This window comes from Phenylobacterium sp. (genome assembly GCF_013911965.1).
GTDB lineage: Bacteria > Pseudomonadota > Alphaproteobacteria > Caulobacterales > Caulobacteraceae > Phenylobacterium.
Window position 1 is genome coordinate 62933 of the sequence record NZ_JACESE010000013.1, and the last position, 23980, is coordinate 86912.

The window sequence follows — 23980 nt, forward strand, 5'->3', positions numbered from 1 at the left end:
GAAGGCCGGCTAGGCCTCGAATCCCCGCACCACCGCCAGCACCGCCTCGCCATAGCGGGCGAGCTTGCCCTCCCCGACGCCCGAGAGCGCGGCCAGGGCGCCGGCCCCGCCGGGTCGCGCCGCGGCGATTTCGGCCAGCGTGCGGTCGTGGAAGATCACATAGGGCGGCACGTGCTGGCGCGCCGCCTCCTCCCGTCGCCAGGCCCGCAGGGCCTCGAACAGGCCCTGGTCGTGGGGCGGTAGCGCGGCGGCCGGTTCGCGGCCCCGGCGACGTGTCGCGCTCCGACGTTCGGCCTGGGGCGAGAGCTTCCGCACCGAAACGCGCCGCTCGCCGCGATAGACGGCCCGCACGCCCTCGGCGTCGCCGAGGGCGATCAGGGGCCGGTTGTCGTTGGGGTCCTCGCGCAGCAGGCCTTCGAACAGCAGCTGGTCGATCAGGTCGCGCCAGGCCGCCGCGCTGCGGTCCTGGCCGATGCCGAAGGTGGTCAGCCCCGCCTCGAAGTCCGACACCTCCTTGGTCTTGCCGAGAAGGTGGTCGACGAGCCGTCCGCGCCCGTAGCGCCCGCCCAGCCGGTGAACGGCCGACAGCGCCTTCTGGGCGGCCTCGGTCGCGTCCTCGGTCTCCGGCGGCGACAGGCAGACGTCGCACTGGCCGCAGGGCTCGACGCCGGTCTCTCCGAAATAGCGGCGCACGGCGGCGGCCCGGCAGGCCGTCCCCTCCAGCATGGCGTAGAGCTGGCGCACCTTGCGCACCTGCACCTGCTTGACGCCCTCGTCCATCTCCCGGCCGTCGATGCGCCGCAGGGCCCAGGCGAGATCGGACGCGCCATAGAGGGTGATGCCCTCGGCCGGCTCGCCGTCGCGCCCCGCCCGGCCGATCTCCTGCCAGTAGGCCTCGATCGAGGCCGGCGGGTCGGCGTGGATGACGAAGCGGACGTCGGGCTTGTCCACACCCATGCCGAAGGCGATGGTCGCCACCATCACCGCATCCTCGGCCTCCAGGAAGGCTTCCAGGCGGTCGGCGCGCACGGCCTTGTCGAGGCCGGCGTGATAGGCCTGGGCGTCGACGCCGGCCTCGCGCAGGGCCTGGGCCAGGCGCTCAGTCCCCTCGCGCGAACCGGCATAGATGACGCCCGACCGCCCGCGGCGCTCGGCGACCAGCTCCAGCACCCGCTTCTGAGCCGCCCCGGCCTTGCGCTCGGCGAAGAGGGCGAGTTCGGGCCGGGCGAAGCTGGCCACGAACTCGGCGGCGTCTTCCAGGCGCAGCTCGGCGCGGATGTCGTCGCGGGTCCGGGCGTCGGCGGTGGCGGTGACGGCCAGGCGCGGCACGTCCGGGAAGATCTCCGCCAGCCGGCCCAGCATGCGGTACTCGGGCCGGAAGTCGTGGCCCCACTGGCTGACGCAGTGCGCCTCGTCGATGGCGATCAGGGCCAGCGGCGTGCGGCGCAGGCGCTCCATCATGTGCGGGCTCATCAGCCCCTCGGGCGAGACGTAGAGCAGGTCGAGGGCGCCGGCCTCGATCCGCCGCCAGGTCTCCGACCGCTCCTGCGGATCGACGGCCGAGTCCAGGCGCGCGGCCGCCACGCCCGACTGCTGCAGGGCGGCGACCTGGTCGGTCATGAGCGCGATCAGCGGCGAGACGACGAGGCCGAGGCCCGGCCGCAGCAGGCTGGGGATCTGGTAGCAGAGGCTCTTGCCGCCGCCGGTGGGCAGGACGGCGAGCGCGCTGCGCCCGGCCAGCACCTCGCCGATCACCTGGGCCTGCAGGCCGCGGAAGTCGGCGTGACCGAAGGTGCGGCGCAGCACCTCGCGCGCCTGTTCGAGGGTCGGGGACATGGCCCGCCTTATGGGCTGCGTCGGCGGCCCGTTTGAAGCGGAAATCGCCCCGGGTCTCATGCGCGGCCTTCAGCAGGCGCAGCGCCCCGCGGCCGTCGAGGCGCGAGGGCGCGAAGGTCTGGCGCATAGGCGCGACGCCAGCGTCTCGCGCCACGAAAAAGGGCGGCCCGCGATCGCCGCGGGCCGCCCTTCGAACACCGTCAGTCGATGAAAGCTTTTAGGCTTCCTCGTTCTGCGCGGCGGCCAGCTCGGCGGCCTCGGTGCGGGCGGCGCGCTCGGCGTCCCGCTCGGCCTGGGTCATCTGGCGCTCGGCGATCCGCGCCGACTTGCCGCGGCGGTCGCGCAGGTAATAGAGCTTGGCCCGGCGCACGACGCCGCGACGCTTGACCTCGATGGATTCGATCATCGGCGAGAGGATCGGGAACACGCGTTCCACGCCTTCGCCGAAGGAAATCTTGCGGACGGTGAAGTTCTCGTCGACGCCTTCGCCGGAGCGGGCGATGCAGACGCCCTCATAGGCCTGAACGCGTTCGCGGTCGCCTTCCTTGATGCGCACATTGACGCGCACGGTGTCGCCGGGGCGGAACTCCGGAATGGGGCGGCCCGCCTTCAGGCGGTTGGCTTCTTCCTTGCGGAGCTGTTCGATCACGTTCATCGGTCTTAATCCTTCATGTACTGGGCTTTACTCGCCCTTTGCCTGTTGATTGGCGAGATGCCGCGCCCAGAGGTCCGGCCGCCGCTCCCGCGTGGTGATCTCCCGCTGCTCCGCCCGCCACCTGGCGACCTCGGCATGGTGCCCGGAAAGCAGCACCTGCGGGATGTCGAGCCCTTCGAACGTCCGCGGCCTCGTGTACTGCGGATGCTCGAGAAGCCCGTCCTCGAAACTCTCTTCACTCAAACTCTGCGCCTGGCCGAGGACGCCGGGCACGAGCCTTACGCACGCTTCGATGGTCAGCATGGCCGCGACCTCGCCGCCGGCGAGGACCGCGTCGCCCACGGCGACCTCTTCGAACCCCCGGGCGTCGAGCACCCGTTGGTCCACCCCTTCGAACCGCCCGGCCAGGATGATCACACCCGGGCCCTTGGACCATTCACGCACCCGCGCCTGGGTCAGGGGCGTGCCCCGGGCGCTCATGTACAAAAGCGGCCGCCCTCGCACATCGAGGCTGTCCAGCGCCGATGCGATGACGTCCGCTCGCAACACCTGCCCCGGGCCGCCACCCGCGGGGGTGTCGTCGAGGAAGCCGCGCTTATCCTTGGAAAAGGCGCGGATGTCCACTGTTTCCAGAGTCCACAGTCCCTGCTCGCGCCAGGCGGTTCCGATCAGGGACACGCCGAGCGGACCGGGAAAGGCCTCGGGGAACATGGTCAGCACGGTGGCGTCGAACGACATGCGGGCCATCTGCACCCAAAGGCGGGGGAAGGAAAGCCTTCGCCTTGCCGCCAAAGGCCGCAGGGGTTAAGCCGTCGCGCTTTCGCACCTGCAACATAAGATTTCAGCCATTATGGACACGCCCGAGATCCTGCCCGACACCCTGGCGCTGGAGCGCATCGAACAGAACCTCTTCCGAGGCGTGAGCCCCCAGGGCGGTCCGCCCCGCATCTTCGGCGGCCAGGTCATCGCCCAGTCCCTGCTGGCGGCCTACGAGACGGTGGAAGAGCGCATCTGCCACTCGCTGCACTGCTACTTCATCCGCCCGGGCGACCCGCGCATCCCGATCCTGTTCGAGGTCGACCGCTCCCGCGACGGCGGCACCTTCACCACCCGCCGGGTGGTGGCCATCCAGAACGGCAAGCAGATCTTCAATCTCGCCGCCTCCTTCCAGGTGGTCGAGGACGGCTTCGAGCACCAGGCGCCGATGCCGAAGGTTCCCGGCCCCGACGAGCTGCCGACCGAGGCCGAGGCCATGAAGAAGGCGGCCGAGAAGATGCCGCCGGAGATGCGCAAGATGATGTCGCGCCCGCGGCCCATCGAAATGCGCGGCCGGGACTCCTTCGGCTTCGGCGGCGACATGACCCCCCGGGAAGGCCGCGCCGACGTGTGGATCCGCGCCACCGGACCGATCGGCGACGATCCGCGCATGCACCAGGTGATCCTGGCCTACGCCTCGGACATGAACCTGCTGTCCACCGCCATGCGCCCGCACGGCGTGGTCTGGCAGACGCCGGGCCTGCAGTCGGCCAGCCTCGACCACGCCATGTGGTTCCACAAGCCGTCCAACTTCAACGACTGGCACCTCTACACCCAGGACAGCCCGTCGGCCTCCGGCGGCCGCGGCTTCGTCCGCGGCGCCATCTACACCCAGGACGGGACCCTGGTGGCCTCGGTCGCCCAGGAAGGTCTGATGCGGATGCGCAAGGGCGACTGACGCCGGCCGCGCCGGCGAAAGCAGAGCGCCACGAAGAGCACGAGGGGACCGCAGGTCGCTTCGTGCTCTTTTTTATTCGATCCGCATCCGCGACGGGGCGGGTTCGGACGACGGTTTCAGCGGAGGCGGCTCAGCTGGCCCGGGCGGCCACGGCCGGCTCGAGCACCATGACGTACTCCTCGACCTCTTCGCCGCGGCCGGGGGCGAAGGCCTTGTCCTGGCCGCGGGTGTGGAAGCCGGCGTGCTCCAGCACCTTCAGCGAGGCGAAGTTGTCCTTGGCCACGCGCGCCTGCAGCGGGCGGACGTCGATCTCGTCCAGCAAGGCGGCGAGCGCGCCCGTGGCCACGCCGTGACCCCACCAGGGCTTGCCGACCCAGTAGCTGATCGTCTCGTCGGCGCACAGGATGTGGCCGGCGACGTCGCCGGCGACCTCGATGGTGCGCGCGGTGACGCCCGGCGTCTTCAGGAGCCTGTCCCAGCGGGCCATGAAGGCCTTGCGGTCGTCCGGGTTCTCGGCGCCGAAGGCCGCCATGCGGTTGGCCGTCGGGTCCCGCTGCTGCTCGAACAGGATCGGCAGGTCGGACGGGATCACGGGGCGAAGTCGGATCGGGCAGGTCATGCGTGCGGATGGGCCTTGGCATAGGCGGCGAGGAGCCGCTCTGCGTCCACGTCGGTGTATCGCTGGGTGGTGGAAAGCGAAGCGTGCCCTAACAGTTCCTGGATCGAACGCAAGTCCGCGCCTGCGCCCAGCAGGTGCGTCGCGAAGGAATGCCGCAGGGCGTGCGGCGTGGCGCTGGACGGCAGGCCGAGCCGGCCGCGCAGGGTCTGGACGGTCGCCTGGACGTGGCGGGGGCTCAAGGGTCCGCCGCGCCTGGCCCGGAACAGCGCGTCCTCCGGCGCCAGCGCGAAGGGCACCTCGGCGAGATAGCTCTCCACCGCCTCGGCCACGGCGGGCAGCACGGGCACGAGCCGCGTCTTCCCGCCCTTCCCCGTGATCCGCAAGGATTCGGCGAGCGGCGCATCGGCCCGGCGCAGGGAGAGCGCCTCGGAAATCCGCAGGCCGCAGCCGTAGAGCAGGGTGAGGACCGCGGCGTCGCGGGCGGCTTCCCAGGGCTCGCGGTCGGGGTCGAGGTCGGGCTCGGCGATCAGGCCGCGGGCCTGGTCCTCGGTCACCGGCCGGGGCGCGCCCGGCTTCACCTTGGGGCCGCGGACAAGGCTGACGGCCGCGTTGGCGACGCCGAGGCGGCGGTCGAGAAATCTGTGGAAACCCCGCACGGCCGAGAGCGCCTGGCTCATGGAGCGGGGGGAGAGCGGCCTGTCGCCGCCGCGCAGGTGGGCGAGCCAGGCGCGCAGTTCGGCCGCCTCGACCCCGCCCATCTCGTTAACGGTGAGGGGGCCGCCCCGGTGGGCCTCGAGGAAGGCGACGTAGCGCCGCCCGGCGAAGCCGTAGGCCTCCACGGTGCGCGGAGAGGCGCGGCGCTCCTGCGACAGGTGCGCGAGCCAGGCCTGGACCGCCTCGGCGGCGCCGGCCGCGGGGCTCAGAGGACCGGCCAACGCTCCGCCGTGCGCTCGACCACCCGGCCCAGGAAGGCCACGAGTTCGGCGCCCATGTCCTCGGTGAAGCCGTTCGGGTCGGACGAGCCGAAGGCGATCAGGCCTTCGCGCGCCGGCTGCCAGATGGCCAGGCGGATGAGCGCCATGGACTTCACCTGATCGGCCCGCTCGCCGAACAGGCCCAGCGCCGGCGCCCAGAAGCCCATGCGGGCGAGCTTCTGGTGGCCGCCGAGCACCAGGTCCACCTGGCCCTCCGCCAGGGCCCGCCAGCCGGCCGGCGTGCGATCGGGACCTTCCAGGGCCAGCGCCCCGGCGCAGAGGCCGAAGCGCAGCTGGGCGAGGTCGTCCACGCGCCGCGCGAGATCGGCGTGGTTGCGCGCCTCAAGCAGGTCGATGACCGCCCCGTGCGTCTGGGCCTGGGCGGCGAAGTTGGCTCGCGCGGTGGATTCCAGCTGCCGCCGCGCCGCCGATTCCCGGCGGTGCGCGGCATGCACCCGGGCGAGCGCGGCCGGCCCGAAGGCCACCACATTGTCGGGCAGGGCCTCGACGCCGAGCGCCCGCATCAGCTCGGGATCCTCCAGAAGGAAACCCGGATTCTCCAGCAGGAAACGCCGAACCTCGGCCTGCGCCTCGTGTGCGCTGGTCGCCCCGTCCATGCCCATCGGCCCCCTTACGCGCCGGTCAAACCCTACAGGATCGACTGACCCGTCTTGGCCCAGTCGCTCATGAACTGATCAAGGCCCTTCTCGGTTAACGGGTGCTTGAAGAGGTCGGCGAAGGTGGCGGGCGGAATGGTCGCACAGTCGGCGCCGGCGAGCGCCGAGGCCGTCACGTGCGCCGGGCTGCGGATCGAGGCGGCGAGGATTTCGGTGTCGAAGTCGTAGTTGTCGTAGATGGCGCGGATCTCGGTGATCAGGCCCATGCCGTCGGCGCCGTGATCGTCCAGGCGGCCGATGAAGGGCGAGATGTAGGTGGCGCCGGCCTTGGCGGCCAGCAGGGCCTGGGCGGCGGAGAAGCAGAGGGTGACATTGGTCAGGATGCCCTCGCGCGAGAGCTCGCCCGTGGCCGTCAGGCCGGCCCGGGTCAGCGGCACCTTGACCACCACGTTCTGGGCGACGGAGGCGAGCCTGCGCCCCTCGGCCAGCATGCCGTCGACGTCGATGGCGGCCACCTCGGCGCTCACCGGCCCCTCGACGAGGTCGCAAATCTCGGCGATGACCTCCAGCATGGGACGCCCGGACTTGGCGATGAGCGACGGATTGGTGGTGACGCCGTCCACCAGGCCGGTGGCGGCCAGGTCCTTCAGGACGGCCGTATCGGTGGTGTCGAGAAAGATCTGCATGGCCTTGATCTCCGCTAGGGTGGGACGGGCGTGTTTATCCTGCGCGCCCTACGCCGACCACCCTGTGTCCATGACGAAACCGACGCAGGCGCGGGGCCAAGGATGAGCCGGATCGCTTCGGTCCTGCTGCCCATGCCCCTGCCGGAAGCGTTCGACTATGCCGAGCCGGAGGGGATGGAACTGTCGGTCGGCGACCAGGTGGCCGCGCCGCTCGGGCCGCGCACCCTGCGCGGCGTCGTGGTCGCCCTGCGCGAGGCCGCCGGCGGCAACCGGCCGCTGAAGCCGCTGGAGGCGCGGCTGGAGGAGCCGGCCCTGCCGCCGGCCACGCTGGAATTCGTCCAGTGGGCCGCCCGCTACGCGGTCGATGCGCCCGGCCAGCCGCTGGCCATCGCCCTGCGCGGCGCCCGCGCGCCCCGCCCCCGGCCGGAGAAGCGCGTCGTGCTCACGGGCGCCGCGCCGGCCCGTCTGACGCCGGCGCGGGAGAAGGTGCTGGCCGCGGTCGACGGCTTCACGGGCGCGCCCGCCGATCTCGCCCGTGCGGCGGAGGTGTCGGCCGGTGTGGTGAAGGGCCTGATCGACGAGGGCGTGCTGCGCGTCGAGCTCGTCCAGCCGCAGGCGGCCTTTCCGCCGCCGGACCTGGCGCGCCCCCGCCCCCCGCTCAATCCCAGCCAGGCGGCCGCCGCCCAGGCGCTCGCCGCCATGATGGACGAGACCGGCTTCAACGTCGCCCTGCTGGACGGCGTGACCGGCTCGGGAAAGACCGAGGTCTATCTGGAGGCCGTCGCCCATGCGCTCGCCGCCGATCCGGCCGCCCAGATCCTCGTCCTCCTGCCGGAGATCGCGCTCACCCAGGCCGTCATCGCCCGTTTCGAGGAGCGGTTCGGCGTCCGGCCCGGCGAATGGCACTCCGACGTGGCGCCGCCGGCGCGCCGCAAGGTCTGGGAGGCGGTGGCCGCCGGCCGCTGCCCCATCGTGGTCGGCGCCCGCTCGGCCCTCTTCCTGCCGTTCGCCAACCTGAAGCTGATCGTCGTCGACGAGGAGCACGACACCTCGTTCAAGCAGGAGGAGGGCTTCATCTACCACGCCCGCGACCTGGCGGTGGTGCGGGGCAAGATGGAGGCGGCGGCCGTGGTGCTGGCCTCGGCGACGCCGTCGCTCGAGACCCTGCGCAACGCCGAGACCGGCCGCTACCGCTGGCTGAAGCTGTCGGCGCGGCATGGGACCGCCCAGTTGCCGCAGATCGACCTGATCGACCTGCGCGAGAGCCCGCCGGAGGCGGGGCGCTGGCTCTCCCCGCCCCTGGTCGCGGCCATGGGCGAGACCCTGGCGCGCGGCGAGCAGACCCTGCTGTTCCTCAACCGGCGCGGCTACGCCCCGCTGGTCCTCTGCCGGGCCTGCGGCGAGCGGCTGACGGCGCCGGACACCGATTCGTGGCTGGTGGAGCACCGCTATTCGGGCCGCCTCGTCTGCCACCTGACCGGCTTTTCAATGCCCAAGCCCAAGGCCTGCCCCCACTGCGGGGCGGTCGACAGCCTGGTCTCCATCGGGCCCGGCGTGGAGCGGGTGGAGGAGGAGGCGCGCAGCCTCTTCCCCGAGGCGCGGGTGGCGGTCTTCTCCTCCGACACCGTCTTCGACGCCCGCGAGGCGCGGCGCCTGGTGGAAAGCATGGCGGCCGGCGAGATCGACATCCTGGTGGCGACCCAGGCCGCCGCCAAGGGCCACAACTTCCCGAACCTCACCCTGGTCGGCGTGGTCGACGCCGACCTCGGCCTGCGCGGCGGCGACCTGCGCGCGGCCGAGCGCACCTACCAGCTCCTGGCCCAGGCCACCGGACGGGCCGGCCGCCGCGACCGGCCCGGGCGCGCCCTGCTGCAGACCTATGCGCCGGACCACGCCGTGATGCAGGCGCTGGCCGCCCAGGACCGGGACGCCTTCGTGGCCGCCGAGATGGAGGAGCGCGAGCTGGCCGGCCTGCCGCCCTTCGGCCGCCTCGGCGCCGTCATCGTTTCCAGCGAGAACCCGCAAGCGCTGGAGGCCTTCGTCCAGCAGATGGCCGCCGCCGCCCCCAACGCCGAGGGGGTGGAGGTCTACGGCCCGGCCGATGCGCCGCTCGCCCTGGTGCGCGGACGACGGCGCAAGCGCTTCCTGGTCCGCGCCGACCGCGGCGTCGATCTGTCGGCCTACCTGGCCGCCTGGCGGGCGCGGGTGAAGCCGCCGGCCTCGATCCGCGTGGCCATCGACGTCGATCCCTACAGCTTCCTCTGAAGGGGGCCCGGGGGCAGGCGTCTGCGACCGAACGTCTGGCGCCCGACGGACGGCCTGTGTCCCGTCCCCTATGGCTGCTAAGCTTGCGCCGCTCGACGCGCCCCCCCTCCGAGGCCTCGCCACCATGTCCATGGGCCAGTCCACGCCCGACCCGAGCCGCCCGAAAGGGTTGGCCGACCTGTCCGCCCTGCGCGGCAACCGCCTGCTGGCGGCCCTGCCGTCGGCCGCCCTGCGCGAACTGGCCCCGCATGTGCGCAGCGTCGCGCTCGAACGGGGCCGGGTGCTGTTCGAGCCCGGCGACGACGTCGAGACCACCCACCTGCCCTGCCACTCGACCATGGTCTCCCTGCTGCTGGTCACCCGCGACGGCCGCGAGGTGGAGGCCGCCAGCATCGGCCGCGAGGGGGCGGCCGGCGGCATCGTCAGCGCCGGCCACAAGCCCGCCTATGGCCGCGCCGTGGTTCAGATCCCCGGTCCCTCGCTCGCCGTCGCCACCGACCAGCTGGAGGCCGCCAAGCGACGCCATCCGGCCATCGCCGACCTGTTCTCCCGCTATGCGGACGCCCTGCTGGCCCAGGTGATGCAGTCGGTGGTCTGCAACGCCCTGCACCCGGTGGAGCAGCGCGCCGCCCGCTGGCTGCTGTCGACCCACGACCGCGCCGGCGAGGACATCATCCGCCTGACCCAGCAGGCCCTGGCCGAGATGCTCGGGGTCCAGCGGACCACCGTTTCGGGCGTCGCCAAGGCGCTGGAGCACCGCGGTCTGATCCGCCAGCACCACGGCCATGTGGAGATCGTCGACCGCGAGGGCCTCGAGGCCGCCTGCTGCGAGTGCTACGCCGCCGTCGACGCCCACTACCGCACCCTCCTGCCGGAGGTGGCGGAGGACTGAGGCGGGAGGGGCCCTCGCCCCGCCGTCCAAGTCCGCCCGCGAGCGGAAGGGGCTTCACCCGGCGAACAGCTTCCTGGACGGGCAGAGGTCGGCGACCGGGCAGTCCTCGCACTTCGGCTTGCGCGCCGTGCAGACGTAGCGGCCGTGCAGGATCAGCCAGTGATGGGCCCGGGTCAGGTAGGGCTCGGGGATGACGGCCATCAGTTCGGCCTCCACCTGGTCCGGCGTCTTGCCGGAGGCGAGCTTCAGCCGGTGGGCGACGCGGAAGACATGGGTGTCGACGGCGATGGCCGGCTCCACCCGAAGCTCGTTCAGCACCACCGAGGCGGTCTTGCGCCCGACTCCCGGCAGGGCCTGCAGCGCTTCGCGGTCCAGCGGCACCTCGCCGCCGTGCTGCTCGATCAGGATCTTCGCCGCGGCGATGACGTTCTTGGCCTTGGTCCGGTAGAGGCCGATCGAGGCGATGTAGGGGATCAAGCCCTCTTCCCCGAGGTCCAGCATCTTCTGCGGCGTATCGGCCACCGCGAAGAGCTTCGCCGTCGCCTTGTTCACCGAGACGTCGGTCGCCTGGGCTGAAAGCGCCACGGCGGTGACCAGCGTATAGGGGCTGTCGTAATTCAGCTCGGTGCGGGGATCGGTTTCGGCCGCCTCGAAGCGTTCGAACAGGGTCTCGATCCGCGCCTTCTCGGCGGGCGAAAGGCGGCGGCGCGGCGGGCGCGATTTGGCGGTTGCGGTCCTGGCCATCTGCGGGCTTTGATGCCCTGCGCTGTGCGCTTCGCCAAGCCTTGGAGACGCCTAGAGGTCACAGGTCGCGATGGACGGCCCCTATTTCATGGACGCGGTGATCACGCCCAACCGCTCGCTGTCGCAGCGCGGCTTCGTGATCCTGATCTCGATCGTCACGGCGCTGAACTGCGTCTCGGCGCTGATCTTCCTGCGCCTGGGCGCGACGCTGGTGCCCATCTTCCTGGCGCTGGACGTGGCGGCCATCGCCGCGGCCTTCCTGGCCAGCTTCCATGCCGCCCGGCAGGTGGAGCGGGTGCAGGTCACCGCCCGCGAGGTCCGCGTGACCCGCGAGACGCCCAAGGCCCATGCCCTGGTCTGGACCTCGCCGACCGCCTTCACCCGCGTGGCCGTGGACGTGGAGGACGACCAGACCGTCGGCGTGAAAGTCATGCTGTCGGGCAAGGTCGCCCAGGTGGCCGCCGCGCTCAGTCCCGGGGAACGGGCCGCCTTCGCGCGCGCTCTGGAGACCGCCATCTGGAAGGCGCGCTCGGCGCGGTACTAAGGGGCGGCGCGTCCGCAGACCCCCTCTCTCGCTTCGCGACAGCTCCCCCTGGAAGGGGGAGCATCTTAGCACCGTGCTCTCAACAACCGCTGAGCCGATCCTCCCCCTTTTCCAGGGGGAGGTGGCCCGGAGGGCCGGAGGGGGCCGGCGCGTCAGCGCCGGTTCAGGCCTACAGAATGTACCGTGACGGGTCCGTATTGGCCGACAGCTCGCCCAGCCGCTCGCGGACATAGTCGGCGTCGACGGTGAGCGTCTCGCCGGAGCGGTCGGCGGCGGTGAAGCTGATGTCCTCCAGCACCTTCTCCATCACCGTCTGGAGCCGGCGGGCGCCGATATTCTCCACCGAGCCGTTCACCGCCACGGCGGAATCGGCGAGCGCGTCGATGGCCTCTTCGGTGAAGGTCAGCGTCACGCCCTCGGTCTCCAGCAGGGCCTGGTTCTGGCGGATCAGATTGGCCTCCGGCTCGGTGAGGATGCGGCGCATGTCGTCGCGGGTCAGCGCCTTCAGCTCGACGCGGATGGGCAGGCGGCCCTGCAGCTCGGGCAGAAGGTCCGAGGGCTTGGCCACGTGGAAGGCGCCCGAGGCGATGAACAGGATGTGGTCGGTCTTCACCGGTCCGTGCTTGGTGGCCACGGTCGTGCCCTCGATCAGGGGCAGCAGGTCGCGCTGCACGCCCTCGCGGGACACGTCCGCGCCGGCGCGGTCGGAGCGGCTGGCCACCTTGTCGATCTCGTCGAGGAAGACGATGCCCTCGTTCTCGGCCAGCTCCAGGGCCTCCTGGGTCAGGGCCTCCTGGTCGAGCAGCTTGTCGCTCTCCTCGGCGATGAGCGGGGCCCAGGCCCCGGCGACGGTGGTCTTGTGGGTCTTGGTGCGGCCCTGGCCGAAGGCCTTGCCCATGAGGTCGGAGATGTTCATCACCCCCATCGAGGCGCCGGGCTGACCGGGCACGTCGAACAGCGGCATGCCGCCGCCGGTGTCGGCGAGCGTCAGCTCCACCTCCTTGTCGTCCAGTTCGTTCGCGCGCAGCTTCTTGCGGAAGCTCTCCCGCGCGGCCGTGGAGCCGGGGCCGGTCAGGGCGTCCAGCAGCCGCTCCTCGGCGGCGGCCTCGGCCTGGGCGCGGACGGCGGCGCGGCGCTTGTCGCGCACCATGGCGATGGCGCTCTCCACCAGGTCGCGGACGATCTGGTCGACGTCGCGGCCCACATAGCCCACCTCGGTGAACTTGGTGGCCTCCACCTTGAGGAAGGGGGCATTGGCCAGCCTCGCCAGCCGCCGGGCGATCTCGGTCTTGCCGACGCCGGTGGGCCCGATCATCAGGATGTTCTTGGGCGTCACCTCGTCGCGCAGCGCCTCGGGCACGCGGCGGCGGCGCCAGCGGTTGCGCAGGGCCACGGCCACGGCCTTCTTGGCCTCCTTGTGGCCGACGATGAAGCGGTCGAGTTCGGAAACGATCTCGCGGGGGGAAAACTCGGTCATGGGGTCCGTTCTTCGGAACGGCGGGACGGGAAGCCTCTAAAGGCTCTCAACCGTCAGCTCGCCATTGGTGTAGACGCAGATCTTGGCGGCGATGGCCATGGCCTTGCGGGCGACCTCTTCGGCGCTGAGGCCTGAGTCCATCAGCGCCATGCCGGCGGCCAGCGCATAGTTGCCGCCCGAGCCGATGGCGGCGACGCCGCTCTCCGGCTCCAGCACGTCGCCGACGCCGGTGACCGTGTAGATCGCCTCCTTGTCGGCCACCAGCAGCATGGCCTCCAGCCGGCGGAGATAGCGGTCGGTCCGCCAGTCCTTGGCCAGGTCCACGCAGGCCCGCGCCAGCTGTTCGGGATATTGTTCGAGCTTGGTCTCGAGCCGCTCGATCAGGGTGAAGGCGTCGGCCGTGGCGCCGGCGAAGCCGGCCAGGACGCGGCCGCCGGCGAGGGTGCGCACCTTGCGGGCGTTGCCCTTGACCACGGTCTGGCCCATGGAGACCTGACCGTCGCCGGCGATCACCGTCTTGCCGTCCTTGCGGACCGCCAGGATGGTCGTGCCGTGCCAGTCGGGGAAGTTGGAAGAGGTCTGCGACATCCGCCGGGATGTGGCGACCGCCGCAAGGGAGGTCAAGCGCATGCTCTTCTCCGAGGCCGAGGTCGAACGCTACGCCCGCCACCTGGTCCTGCGCGAGATCGGAGGCCCGGGTCAGCAGAGGCTGAAGGCGACCAAGGTCCTGATCGTCGGCGCCGGCGGCCTGGGCGCGCCCGCCAGCCTGTATCTCGCCGCCGCCGGCGTGGGCGAGATCGTGCTGGTGGACCCCGACGCGGCCGACCTCTCCAACCTGCAGCGCCAGGTCCTCTTCCGCGGCGCCGATATCGGAACGCCAAAGGTGGAGGCCGCCGCCGCCCACCTCACAGCCCTGAACCCGCATGTGAAGATCACGCCGGTGGAAGCGCGGCTGGACGCCGCCAACGCCGCCGAGCTCGTCGCAGGCGTCGACCTGGTGCTGGACGGCACCGACGATTTCGCCACTCGGTTTGCGGTGAACGCCGCCTGCGTGGCGCATGGCAAGACGCTGGTCTCCGGCGCCATCGGCCGCTGGACGGGCCAGGTCGGCGTCTTCTCCGGCCGCCCCTGCTACCAGTGCCTGGTCCCCGAAATCCCCCCCGACGCCGAGACCTGCGCCGCCGTCGGCGTGGTCGGCGCGCTGGCCGGCGTCATCGGCTCGATGATGGCGCTGGAAGCGGTGAAGGTGCTCACCGGGGCGGGAGAGCCGCTGGCGGGGCGGCTACTGATCTACGACGGCCTGGCGGCGGAAACCCGGACGGTGCGGATTGGGGCTGATCCGGGATGTCCGGTGTGTGGAGCACGACCGTAGGTTGCGATCCGATTCGGGAGGCACCCTCGAAAATAGGTGACGAATTGACTTAGGAAGGCAAGCGCCTAACTTCGCGGGCGCCAGCCAGGAGCGGGTTTGCGCCAGCGAGCCCCAGCGTGAGCCCTGGTTGGCCCACCCTCAAGGCCATATCTTTGCTCGAAACCGCGTGATCTGTCTGACGTCGCGATAGACATCAAGCGTGGCGGATTCTGCTCGTGTGCAGTTCGCTTTGAGCCACTGCGGCCAGGTCGGCTTCGGATCGGGAATGGCGTTGTAGGCGTCCGCCTTGGCCTCGCTGAGGCGGTGGCCCTTCAAAAAAAAGAACGTCAGTAAATCGCAGCCCTGTATAATGCGGTTGTTGTGAGACTGAACAAAGTGGACAGAATCGACGATGTTCTCCACAGGCAAGCGTCGATAACCCCAAGTCGTATAGTGCGCCTTAAAGAGGGCAAAGTCATCAATAAGATCTTGTGCCACTTCTTGATTTTCGTCAGCGACGATTAGGCCGAGAGCTCCTCGATGCTTTAGCCAAGGCTGCAATCCCTCAACCACGAGCTGGAATGCGATTCGGTGGGGGTGGTCGCCAGCCTGGCTCTTCAGCTTGTTGACGCCAGCATATCCAAACGCAGACGCGTGCGCGGCTATTGCGCTGATCGCGTCTTTTGCGGCAGCGATGCGTACCGGCGGAGGAAAATCGCGGAACACGCCGTTGCCGCTGTAGAGATCGGCACCATGTAGCTCGAAACGCCGCTGCGTTGCTGCCTCGCCAAAGTGCCTCACCGCTATGGCGGCAATATCGTCCTCAAGTGGACGCACCCGCACATCCTCCACGATGAGACAGCCAATTAAATGGATCGGCTGATCCGGGTCGGCGCGCGTGCCGGTGTTTCCGGACTCATCCATGTAAGCGAGGAACAAAGCTGGCCTGCGTCTGCGTAGTTGGCGAGATATAGTTGATTGGAAGGGGCGCGGACGCGCCGATCTAGCGATCAAACGGGAGCTGAAGCCACACAGCCTCAGCGCTGAGAAAGCCCCTCCGGAAACTCCGGGTGAACCTCCGCAGGATCGTACCAGCTCGCGCCGTCGGATCGCCAGATGTGCCACTGGCGCTCGGCCGTGACAGGGGTGTCGAGGCATCCGAGCCGGAGCATCAGGTTCGGCTGGCCCACGCGTTCGGCGACGAGCTGCGAGCCGCAGCGCGAACAGAAGCGCCTCAGCTTGCCGAGGGAGGTTTCATAGGCCCGCAGCAGGTCCTCGCCCCGGGTCCAGCGGAACCGGTCGCGCGGGGCGGCGGCGATACTGGAGAAGGCGGCGCCATGGGTCTTGCGACAGGTCTCGCAGTGGCAGTGGGCGATGCCCTCGATCGTCCCATCGACCTCATAGGCCACCCCGCCGCATGTGCAGCTACCCGTCAGCATGGCGCGTGGCCTCCGCTTGTGTGTCCCCAGGGGCGAGCAGGTGCGTACGGTCCCGCGCTTTGGGGCTGTCCGCAAGGTTTCGCGCCGGCGGGCGCCGCCTCAGCCCTGGTTGATCTGTTCCCGCAGGGCCTGGATCTGCTTGTTCAACGCCTCCAGCTGTTGGCCGGACATCCCGGACCGCGCCATCAGATGGTCGCCCAGGCAGTCGCATCGTTCGAGCAGGGCGCGGCCCGAGGCGGTCAGCCTCACCTCCACCCGCCGTTCGTCTTCAAGGCTGCGCGTGCGCGTCACCAGGCCCGCCGATTCGAGGCGCTTCACCAGGGGCGTCACCGTGCTGGACTCCAGATCCAGACGTGCGGCCACGCCCCCGATGGTCAGGCCGTCGGCCTCCCCCAGCACGCTCAGCACCAGGTACTGCGGATAGGTCAGCCCCAGCTCGTCGAGCAGGGGCTTGTAGGCCCGGGTGACCGCCATGCTCGTGGCGTACAATGTGAAGCAGATCTGTTGGTCCAACGGGCGCACGTCGCCTGACTCCCTCTGTCGCAAAACCGTCTTATCACGAAAAAAGATGTCGCGATAAGAAATATCTGGACAAGGCGAAATGACGCAGCTAGACGGTTCGTTATCGCGATAATCGTTGTCGCACACACAAATGGAGACGACCATGACTGCGTCCAACCAAGCTTCCCGCCGCGGCGTCATGGCCGCCGGCCTCGGACTCGCGGCGATCTCGGCCGCTTCTGCCGGACAGGCCGCCGAGCCTGCGCCGTCGCAGACCGGCCGCGGCGCCGACCGGACCGAGAGCGGCTTCGTGACCACGAAGGACGGGGTGCAGATCTTCTACAAGGACTGGGGTCCGAAGAACGCGCAGCCGATCGTCTTCCATCACGGCTGGCCCCTGTCGTCCGACGACTGGGACGCCCAGATGATGTTCTTCCGGCTGCAGGGTTACCGGGTGATCGCGCACGACCGGCGCGGCCATGGCCGATCGACCCAGACCGACAGCGGCAACGAGATGGACACCTACGCCGCCGACGTGATCGCCCTGGCCGACGCCCTGGACCTGAAGAACGCCATTCATGTCGGCCACTCCACCGGCGGCGGCGAGGTCGCCCGCTACGTCGCGCGCGCCAAGCCGGGCCGGGTCGCAAAGGCCGTGCTGATCGGCGCCGTGCCGCCGATCATGCTGAAGACGCCGGCCAATCCGAACGGCCTGCCGATGGAGCTGTTCGACGGCTTCCGCGCCTCCCTGGCGGCGAACCGGGCCCAGTTCTTCCGTGACATTCCCGAGGGTCCGTTCTTCGGCTTCAATCGCCCGGGCGCCAAGGTCAGCCAGGGCCTGATCGACAACTGGTGGCGCCAGGGCATGGCCGGCGGCGCCAAGGCCCACTACGACTGCATCAAGGCCTTCTCGGAGACCGACTTCACCGAGGATCTCCGGCAGATCGATGTTCCGGTGCTGATCATGCACGGCGAAGACGACCAGCTCGTCCCGATCGCCAACAGCGCCCATCTGGCCATCGAGCTGGTCCGGCAGGGGACCCTGAAGACCTATCCCGGCCTGCCCCACGGCATGGCGCAGACCCATCCGGACCTGATCAACGCCGACCTGCTGGCCTTCTTCAAGGCTTAGGGCTTTGCGGAGCGAGCGCCCCTCGATGCGGCGCTCGCTTCTGGCCGCCGGGCGACGGCGGCCTCAGTGCGGCGCATGGAACTCGACGTAGAGCCCCCCGACCGCCCACTCCATGTGAACCTCCGTCCCCAACTGCTGCCCCAGGCGGGCGATCAGGCGGGAGCCGAAGCCGCGGGCGGTGGGGGGCTGCACCGGCGGGCCGCCGGTTTCGCGCCATTCGAAGGCCAGGCCCTCCGGCGTGGATCGCCAGGTCAGCGACACCCGACCGCTCTCGCGGCTCAGGGCGCCGTACTTGGCGGCGTTGGTGGCCAGTTCGTGGATGATCATGCCGAGCGGCTGCACCTGATCGGGCTTCAGCGTGTGGGCCGGACCCTCCAGGCGGTAGGCCTCGGAAGGCGCGATCGCCGACAGTTCCTTGGCCAGCACGTCGGCGACGGCCGCGCCTTCCCAGTTCCGGGCCGCGAGCGAGCCCTGGGCGCGGGCGAGCGAACTGACGCGTCCGAGCAGGGTCTCGCGATAGGCGGGCAGATCCGGCGCCTTGGTGAGGGTCACCAGCGACTGCACGATGGCCAGCACGTTGCGGGCGCGGTGATCGACCTCGCGCATCAGGAGCTCGCGCGCCTGCTCGGTGCGCTTCTGCTCGGTGATGTCCCGCACCTCGATGATGGTGCCGATGGTGCGCGAGTCGTCGTCGCGCATCGGACTGGCCGTGAAGGCGACAGGATAGAAGTGGCCGTCCTTGTGGACGAACACCTCCTCGCCCTGCTCCTGGCTGTTCTCCGGAAACGCCCGGTCGATGGGGCAGTCCTGCAGCGGAAACGGCGTCCCGTCCGGATGGGTGTGGTGGATGACGTCGTGCAGCGGGCGGCCCAGCGTCTCCTCGAACCGGTAGCCGGTCAGCCGTTCGGCGGCGGCGTTCATGTAGGCGCAGTGCTGGCGCTCATCCATCAGGATGATGGCCACAGTGGCGTTGTCGAGCACGGCGTTCAGCCGCCGCTCGCTCTCGCGCAGGGCGCTCGCCGTGCGCAGCCGGTCATAGGCCATGGCGAGATAGTGGGTGACGGTGTGCAGCAGATGCAGCTCGTCATCTGTGAACCGGTCGGCGCCGCGCCGCCCAAAGCCGAGCGTGCCCAGCAGGCGCCCGCTGGCCACCATGGGCGTGCAGGCATAGCAGTTCAGTCCCACCGACTTCAGGAAGCCGACGGTCGGATCGTCGGAGGCCTGGATGGCGGTGGCGTGGCGGGGCGAGCGGGTCGCGGCGACCTCGCCGCACACGGTGCCGGTGAGTCCGAGGCGCGCGCCGGTCAGCTCCGCCGCTGGGTCAAGGCCGCGGGAGCTTTCCAGGAGGAGGTCGCCGTCCTGCGTCAGGGTGTAGTTCAGATAGGCGTCGAGGCTGAGCGCCTCGCGCAGGGTGTCGAAGAGCTCGGCCGCGCCCCGCCGGATGTCCTCGGCGGCCAGCAGCTGCTCGGCCGAGGCGCTCAGGAGCTGCAGATAGCTGGGGGAAACCTGGGACACGCCATCCCTCGACCGCAGGCTCATGCCCCGAAGCCCCGCGATGTCACGCCCGAAGCGGGATGAGAAGCCTCGCGCGACATCCACCGCGTGCAAGCGACGCCTGGCATTCAACCCTCCCGTGAAACCAGAACCTCGTTACCACAAAGGCGGGAGACGGGAAGTGCGATAGTCGACGTATAGGGCGGCTGCTTGCTCCCTCGCGCGCGGTCCGTCAGCACGTGGATTGGCCTGACGGGCGAAGGCTGAACGCCTATATGCTGTACCTCACCCTCCACAGCCCCCCGCACCCATGCCCCCTCGCCTGAAGCCCACCCGCCTGGAATATGTCGTCGACGGCGTGCGGCTGCGCGCCCAGCTTTCGGCGGCGGCGCTGGATGCGGCGGGCGATGAGGTGGAGCAGCGGCGCCGGGCGCTGGAGATCCTGAAGCAGGCCCTGTTCCGCGGGCGCATGATCGCCAAGGAGCGGCTGGAGAACGGCGCCGGCGGCATCGAGACCGCGCGGCTCCTGTCCGGCGTCACCGACGAGGTGGTCACCGCGCTCTACGACTTCACCACCGTCCATATGATCCGGGCGCGCAATCCCACCGAGGGCGAGCGCCTGTGCCTGATGGCGGTGGGGGGCTATGGGCGCGGGACGCTGGCGCCCTTCTCCGACATCGATCTCCTGTTCATTCGCCCCTACAAGCAGACGGCGCACGTGGAGAGCGTGATCGAGTTCATGCTCTACGCCCTGTGGGATCTGGGCTTCAAGGTCGGCCACGCCTCGCGCACCGTCGACGAGTGCGTGAAGCTGGCCCGCGAGGACTTCACCATCCGCACCTCGATCCTGGAGTCGCGGCGCCTGACCGGCGACGAGGCCCTGGCCGAGGAGCTGAAGGTCCGCTTCCGCAACGAGGTGGTGCGCGGCACCGGCGCGGAGTTCGTCGCCGCCAAGCTGAAGGAGCGGGACGAGCGTCAGGCGCGCGCCGGCGCCAGCCGCTACATGGTCGAGCCCAACGTCAAGGAGGGGAAGGGGGGCCTGCGCGACCTCAACACCCTCTTCTGGATCGCCGAATATCTGAACCCGTCCGAGCGCGTCGACGGCGTGCCGCAGCTGGAGATGTTCGAGGGCCGCGAGATCCGCACCTTCATCCGCGCCTTCGACTTCCTGTGGGCGGTGCGCGCCCATCTGCACTTCGCGACCGGGCGGCCGGAGGAGCGGCTGACCTTCGACCTGCAGCCGGAGATCGCCCGCCGCATGGGCTATGGCGACCGGGCCGACAATCCGGCCGTCGAGCGCTTCATGCGGCGCTACTTCCTGATCGCCAAAGAGGTCGGCGCGCTGACCCGCGTCTTCGCGGCCAAGCTGGAGGCCGAGCGGGTCAAGTCGGCGCCCAAGGGCATTTCCCGCCTGCTGCCGGGCGGGCGCAAGAAGACGAGCCGCAAGCCGCTGGACGTGCCCGGCTTCCACGAGGAGGGCGGGCGCCTGGACGTGGAGGGGCCGGAGGTCTTCGAGGCCGATCCGCTGAACCTGCTGCGGCTCTTCCAGATCGCCGACAAACGCGACCTTGATCTGCACCCCGACGCCTTCACCGCCGCCACGCGGTCGCTGGCGGTGATCACGTCGAAGGTCCGGCGCGACCCGAAGGCGGCCAAGATCTTCCTCGACACCCTGGCCCAGGGGCGCGATCCGCAGCGGACGCTGACCCTGATGACCGAGGCCGGCGTGCTCGGCCGCTACATCCCCGAGTTCGGTCGCATCGTCGCCCAGATGCAGTTCAACATGTACCACTCCTACACGGTGGACGAGCACACCCTGCGGGCGGTGGGGATCATCGCCGACATCGCCGGCGGCCGGCTGGGCGAGGACCATCCGCTGGCCACCTCGCTGATGCCGCGCATCGAGGACCGCGAGGTGCTCTATCTCGCCATGCTGCTGCACGACACGGGCAAGGGCGGCGTGGCGGGCGGTCAGGAAAAGGCCGGCGCCCGCTCGGCCCGCGCCGTCTGCGAGCGGCTGGGCCTGCCGCGGGCCAAGATCGACCTCGTCGCCTGGCTGGTCGAGCATCACCTGGAGATGAGCGACTACGCCCAGAAGCGCGACATCTCCGATCCGCGCACCGTCGCCGACTTCGTGCGCATGGTGCAGACGCCTCAGCGCCTGCGCCTGCTGCTGGTGCTGACCGTGGCCGACATCCGCGCCGTGGGGCCGGGCGTGTGGAACGGCTGGAAGGGCCAGCTCCTGCGCGACCTCTACGCCTCGGCCTCGGCCGTCTTCCGCGGCGGGCGGGCCAGCGACGCCGTGGTCGTGGTGCGCCAGCGCCAGGCCCTGGCGGCCGCCGAGATCCGCGCCCGGCTGGTGGAGGCCGATCCGGCCGCCGCCGCCTGGGCGGAGTCCATGGAGGACGCCTATTTCACCGGCTTCGGCCAGGACGAGATCGCCATCCACGCCGCCGTCTCCCAGCGGGCCGAGGCCGAGGGCGCGGCGGCCATGGGCTATGTGCGCGAGGACCTGAACGCCGCCGAGATCGTGGTCGCGACGCAGGACCGCCCGCGCCTGTTCGCCGACCTGACCCGCGCCATCACCGTCTCGGGCGCCAGCGTGCTGGGCGCGCGGGTCTTCACCTCCCGCCAGGGCCGGGCCCTGGACGTCTTCTATGTGCAGGACGTGACCGGCCAGCCCTATGGCCACGACAATCCCGCCGCCCTGCCGCGTCTGGCGGACTCGCTGGAGGCCGCCGCCAGGGGCGAACCGCCCAGCGCCGAGCCGCCGCGGACCGCCGACATGGCCCGCATGGCCGCCTTCGCCATCACGCCCACCGTCCTGATCGACAACGACGCCTCCGAACACGCCACCATCGTCGAGACCACCGGCCGCGACCGGCCGGGCCTGCTGACCGCGCTGGCCGGCGTGCTGGCCGAGGCGGGCCTCTCCATCGTCTCGGCCCACATCGACTCCTATGGCGAGCGGGCGGTGGACGCCTTCTACGTCACCGATTCCGCCGGCTGGAAGGTGACCGAGATCCGGCGGCTGAACGCGCTCAAATCGTCGCTCATGGAGGTCCTCAACGAGGGCGAGGCCGCCGTCCGCCCCCGCAGCCGCGCCCGCCTCCAGCGCGCCCGGGCGAGCGTCGCGCGATAGGGCGAGCATCCCCGCCCGCACCAGGGTCCTCATCCTGAGGCGCCGCCGCAGGATGAGGGCGACGGCGGTCGCCGGGAACGAAGACGGTCTCCCCTGCATCCCGCCTTGACCCCCGGCCCGTTCGGCTCCACAGGCCACGCGTGAGCACCGAACCCCCGACAGAGACGGCGCGCGATACGGCGGCGAGCCAGGCCGGCGCAGCCCCGCAGCCGCCGGCCAAGCGCGCCGGCCTCTTGCGCTCCTCGGTGATCTTCTCCGCGCTGACCCTCTTCAGCCGGGTGCTGGGCCTGGTGCGGGACCTGGTGGTGACGGCGCGCCTGGGCGCCAGCCTGACCATCGCGGCCGACGCCTATTACACCGCCCTCGCCTTCCCCAACCTCTTCCGCCGCATCTTCGCCGAGGGCGCCTTCGCCGCGGCCTTCGTGCCCGACTACGCCAAGCGGCTGGAGGGCGACGGCGAGGGCGAGGCCGACCGCTTCGCGGCCGACGCCGCCGCGGGGCTCGCCGCCGTCACCGTGGCCCTGACGGTGGTCGCGCAGCTCGCCATGCCCTGGCTGATGTTCGTCATCAATCCCGGCTATGTGGACGAGCCGGAGAAGTTCCGGCTGTCGGTGATCCTGACCCAGATCACCATGCCCTACCTGCCCTGCATGGCGATCGCCGCCCTGTTCTCCGGCATCCTCAATGCGCATGGCCGGTTCATCGTCTCGGGCTTCTACCCGACGATCCTCAACGTCGTGATGCTGGCCATCGTCTGGCCGCAGACCGACCCGATCCGGGCCGCCTACGCCGCCTCCATCGGGGTGATCATCGCCGGGATCGGTCAGGCGGCCCTCGTCATCTGGGCGGCGCGGAAGTCGGGCGCCCGCGTGCGCCTGGTCCGCCCGCGCCTGACGCCGGAGATGAAGGCCCTGACCCGGCGCGCCATCCCCGCGGCCATCGCCAACAGCGCCACCCAGATCAACATCTTCATCTCCGGCATCCTGGCCTCCCAGGTGGCCGGCGCCCGGGTCTGGCTGAACGTCGCCGACCGTCTCTACCAGCTGCCCATGAGCCTGGTGGGCGTGGCCATCGGCGTGGCGCTGCTGCCGCGGCTCGCCCAGTCCCTGCGCCGCGGCGACCACGACGATGCGAAGAGCGCCATGGACCAGGGGCTGATCTTCGGCCTGGCGCTCAGCCTGCCGGCGGCCGCCGCTCTGATGGCCATGCCGGTCTATCTGATCGACGGCCTGTTCACCCGCGGCGCCTTCGTGGCCGCCGACGCCGCAGCCACGGGCGCCCTGCTCTTCCACTACGGTTGGGGCACGCCGGCCTTCGTCCTGCAGCGCATCCTGCAGCCGGCCTTCTTCGCCCGCGAGGACACGAAGACGCCGATGCGCTTCGCCCTGATCTCGGTGGCGATCAATGTGGCGGCCGGCGTCGCCCTGTTCTTCGTCATCGGCGTGCCCGGCATCGCCGCGGCCACCAGCCTGGCCGCCTGGATCGCCGTCATCCAGATGCTGGTCGCCCTGTGGCGCAAGGGGGACTACCGCCCCTCGGCCTTCGTGACCTCGAAGATCCTGCGCGTCGCCCTGGCCAGCGCCGTCATGGGCGCGGCGCTCGCCTTCGCCGCCGCCAACCGCGCCGCCTTCGAAGCGCCCCTGCGGGCGCTGGACCTGCCGCTGCTGGGCGCCAAGGAGATCGGGGTCGTCGTCCTCTCCCTGGCCGGCCTCCTCCTCTACGGCCTGCTGGTCTTCGTCTTCGGCGGCGTCACCCGCGCCGAACTGCGCAGCGCCGTCACCCGCCGCAACGGCGCATCGGCGCCAACCCCGGCGGACGTGGGCTGACGACGCCGAACGCGTTCGCGGCCGTCAGGCCGCATGGGTCACACGAAGAGCACGAAGGATCGCAAAGGACAC

The 23980-nt window shown here is 70.6% G+C and carries 22 protein-coding genes; 8 read left to right on the forward strand and 14 right to left on the reverse strand.

Features of this window, described 5'->3' with window-relative positions:
* Window positions 1–9: 9 nt before the first annotated feature.
* The 3 genes from recQ to trmD form a co-directional block, all read right to left on the reverse strand.
* On the reverse strand, window positions 10–1836 hold the full coding sequence (recQ, locus tag H2041_RS13860; RefSeq protein ID WP_293413553.1) for a DNA helicase RecQ: 1827 nt from the start codon (window positions 1834–1836) through the stop codon (window positions 10–12).
* A 217-nt stretch (window positions 1837–2053) separates the two neighbouring features.
* On the reverse strand, window positions 2054–2491 hold the full coding sequence (gene rplS, locus H2041_RS13865; protein ID WP_293413555.1) for a 50S ribosomal protein L19: 438 nt from the start codon (window positions 2489–2491) through the stop codon (window positions 2054–2056).
* 27 nt (window positions 2492–2518) lie between these two features.
* The gene (trmD, locus tag H2041_RS13870) at window positions 2519–3229 is read right to left on the reverse strand and encodes a tRNA (guanosine(37)-N1)-methyltransferase TrmD (RefSeq protein ID WP_293413557.1); all 711 of its coding nucleotides are present in this window, start codon (window positions 3227–3229) and stop codon (window positions 2519–2521) included.
* 112 nt (window positions 3230–3341) lie between these two features.
* On the opposite strand from trmD, the gene H2041_RS13875 reads away from it, so the two are divergent.
* Complete coding sequence (locus tag H2041_RS13875; protein WP_293413559.1) at window positions 3342–4205, forward strand: acyl-CoA thioesterase II; 864 nt, start codon at window positions 3342–3344, stop codon at window positions 4203–4205.
* Window positions 4206–4335: 130 nt separating this feature from the next.
* On the opposite strand, the gene H2041_RS13880 is transcribed toward H2041_RS13875, so the two are convergent.
* Genes H2041_RS13880 through fsa form a run of 4 tightly spaced genes read right to left on the reverse strand, consistent with a single transcriptional unit; the run spans window position 4336 to window position 7101 of the window.
* Window positions 4336–4797: a GNAT family N-acetyltransferase gene (locus tag H2041_RS13880; RefSeq protein WP_293413561.1), complete on the reverse strand. Its 462-nt coding sequence runs from the start codon at window positions 4795–4797 to the stop codon at window positions 4336–4338.
* 23 nt (window positions 4798–4820) lie between these two features.
* Window positions 4821–5759, reverse strand: coding sequence for a tyrosine recombinase XerC (locus H2041_RS13885; protein WP_293413563.1), 939 nt, complete (start codon window positions 5757–5759; stop codon window positions 4821–4823).
* Window positions 5744–6415 (reverse strand): DUF484 family protein, encoded by a 672-nt coding sequence (locus H2041_RS13890; RefSeq protein ID WP_293413565.1) that lies wholly within the window; start codon window positions 6413–6415, stop codon window positions 5744–5746. The genes H2041_RS13885 and H2041_RS13890 overlap by 16 nt, the downstream gene beginning before the upstream one ends.
* 32 nt (window positions 6416–6447) lie before the next feature.
* Window positions 6448–7101 (reverse strand): fructose-6-phosphate aldolase, encoded by a 654-nt coding sequence (gene fsa / locus H2041_RS13895; RefSeq protein ID WP_293413567.1) that lies wholly within the window; start codon window positions 7099–7101, stop codon window positions 6448–6450.
* A 102-nt stretch (window positions 7102–7203) separates the two neighbouring features.
* Between fsa and H2041_RS13900 the strand changes: the two genes are divergently transcribed.
* Both H2041_RS13900 and H2041_RS13905 read left to right on the forward strand, forming a co-directional pair.
* Window positions 7204–9366, forward strand: coding sequence for a primosomal protein N' (locus H2041_RS13900; RefSeq protein WP_293413569.1), 2163 nt, complete (start codon window positions 7204–7206; stop codon window positions 9364–9366).
* A 124-nt stretch (window positions 9367–9490) separates the two neighbouring features.
* Complete coding sequence (locus H2041_RS13905; RefSeq protein ID WP_293413571.1) at window positions 9491–10258, forward strand: Crp/Fnr family transcriptional regulator; 768 nt, start codon at window positions 9491–9493, stop codon at window positions 10256–10258.
* A 54-nt stretch (window positions 10259–10312) separates the two neighbouring features.
* Here H2041_RS13905 and nth read toward each other — a convergent pair whose 3' ends face one another.
* On the reverse strand, window positions 10313–11002 hold the full coding sequence (nth, locus tag H2041_RS13910) for an endonuclease III (RefSeq protein ID WP_293413573.1): 690 nt from the start codon (window positions 11000–11002) through the stop codon (window positions 10313–10315).
* 70 nt (window positions 11003–11072) lie between these two features.
* Between nth and H2041_RS13915 the strand changes: the two genes are divergently transcribed.
* Complete coding sequence (locus tag H2041_RS13915) at window positions 11073–11546, forward strand: DUF2244 domain-containing protein (protein ID WP_293413575.1); 474 nt, start codon at window positions 11073–11075, stop codon at window positions 11544–11546.
* Between the two features lie 169 nt (window positions 11547–11715).
* Here the strand turns inward: H2041_RS13915 and hslU are convergent, their stop codons facing one another.
* Window positions 11716–13023 (reverse strand): ATP-dependent protease ATPase subunit HslU, encoded by a 1308-nt coding sequence (gene hslU / locus H2041_RS13920; protein ID WP_293413577.1) that lies wholly within the window; start codon window positions 13021–13023, stop codon window positions 11716–11718.
* A 36-nt stretch (window positions 13024–13059) separates the two neighbouring features.
* Window positions 13060–13611, reverse strand: coding sequence for an ATP-dependent protease subunit HslV (gene hslV, locus H2041_RS13925; protein ID WP_293413669.1), 552 nt, complete (start codon window positions 13609–13611; stop codon window positions 13060–13062).
* Window positions 13612–13651: 40 nt separating this feature from the next.
* Between hslV and H2041_RS13930 the strand changes: the two genes are divergently transcribed.
* Window positions 13652–14395, forward strand: coding sequence for a molybdopterin-synthase adenylyltransferase MoeB (locus H2041_RS13930; RefSeq protein ID WP_293413578.1), 744 nt, complete (start codon window positions 13652–13654; stop codon window positions 14393–14395).
* Window positions 14396–14533: 138 nt separating this feature from the next.
* Here the strand turns inward: H2041_RS13930 and H2041_RS13935 are convergent, their stop codons facing one another.
* From H2041_RS13935 to H2041_RS13945, 3 genes are all read right to left on the reverse strand, one after another.
* Complete coding sequence (locus H2041_RS13935; protein ID WP_293413580.1) at window positions 14534–15313, reverse strand: DUF3800 domain-containing protein; 780 nt, start codon at window positions 15311–15313, stop codon at window positions 14534–14536.
* A 98-nt stretch (window positions 15314–15411) separates the two neighbouring features.
* The gene (locus H2041_RS13940; RefSeq protein ID WP_293413582.1) at window positions 15412–15813 is read right to left on the reverse strand and encodes a GFA family protein; all 402 of its coding nucleotides are present in this window, start codon (window positions 15811–15813) and stop codon (window positions 15412–15414) included.
* Window positions 15814–15912: 99 nt separating this feature from the next.
* Window positions 15913–16335, reverse strand: a complete 423-nt coding sequence (locus H2041_RS13945; RefSeq protein ID WP_293413584.1) for a MarR family winged helix-turn-helix transcriptional regulator — start codon at window positions 16333–16335, stop codon at window positions 15913–15915.
* Between the two features lie 142 nt (window positions 16336–16477).
* Between H2041_RS13945 and H2041_RS13950 the strand changes: the two genes are divergently transcribed.
* The gene (locus H2041_RS13950; protein ID WP_293413586.1) at window positions 16478–17446 is read left to right on the forward strand and encodes an alpha/beta hydrolase; all 969 of its coding nucleotides are present in this window, start codon (window positions 16478–16480) and stop codon (window positions 17444–17446) included.
* A 63-nt stretch (window positions 17447–17509) separates the two neighbouring features.
* Here the strand turns inward: H2041_RS13950 and H2041_RS13955 are convergent, their stop codons facing one another.
* The gene (locus H2041_RS13955; protein WP_293413588.1) at window positions 17510–18961 is read right to left on the reverse strand and encodes a PAS domain S-box protein; all 1452 of its coding nucleotides are present in this window, start codon (window positions 18959–18961) and stop codon (window positions 17510–17512) included.
* A 289-nt stretch (window positions 18962–19250) separates the two neighbouring features.
* Between H2041_RS13955 and H2041_RS13960 the strand changes: the two genes are divergently transcribed.
* Window positions 19251–22082, forward strand: a complete 2832-nt coding sequence (locus H2041_RS13960) for a [protein-PII] uridylyltransferase (RefSeq protein WP_293413590.1) — start codon at window positions 19251–19253, stop codon at window positions 22080–22082.
* Between the two features lie 140 nt (window positions 22083–22222).
* Entirely contained in the window at window positions 22223–23908 is a 1686-nt protein-coding gene (gene murJ / locus H2041_RS13965) for a murein biosynthesis integral membrane protein MurJ (RefSeq protein WP_293413592.1), read from the forward strand.
* Window positions 23909–23980: the final 72 nt, after the last annotated feature.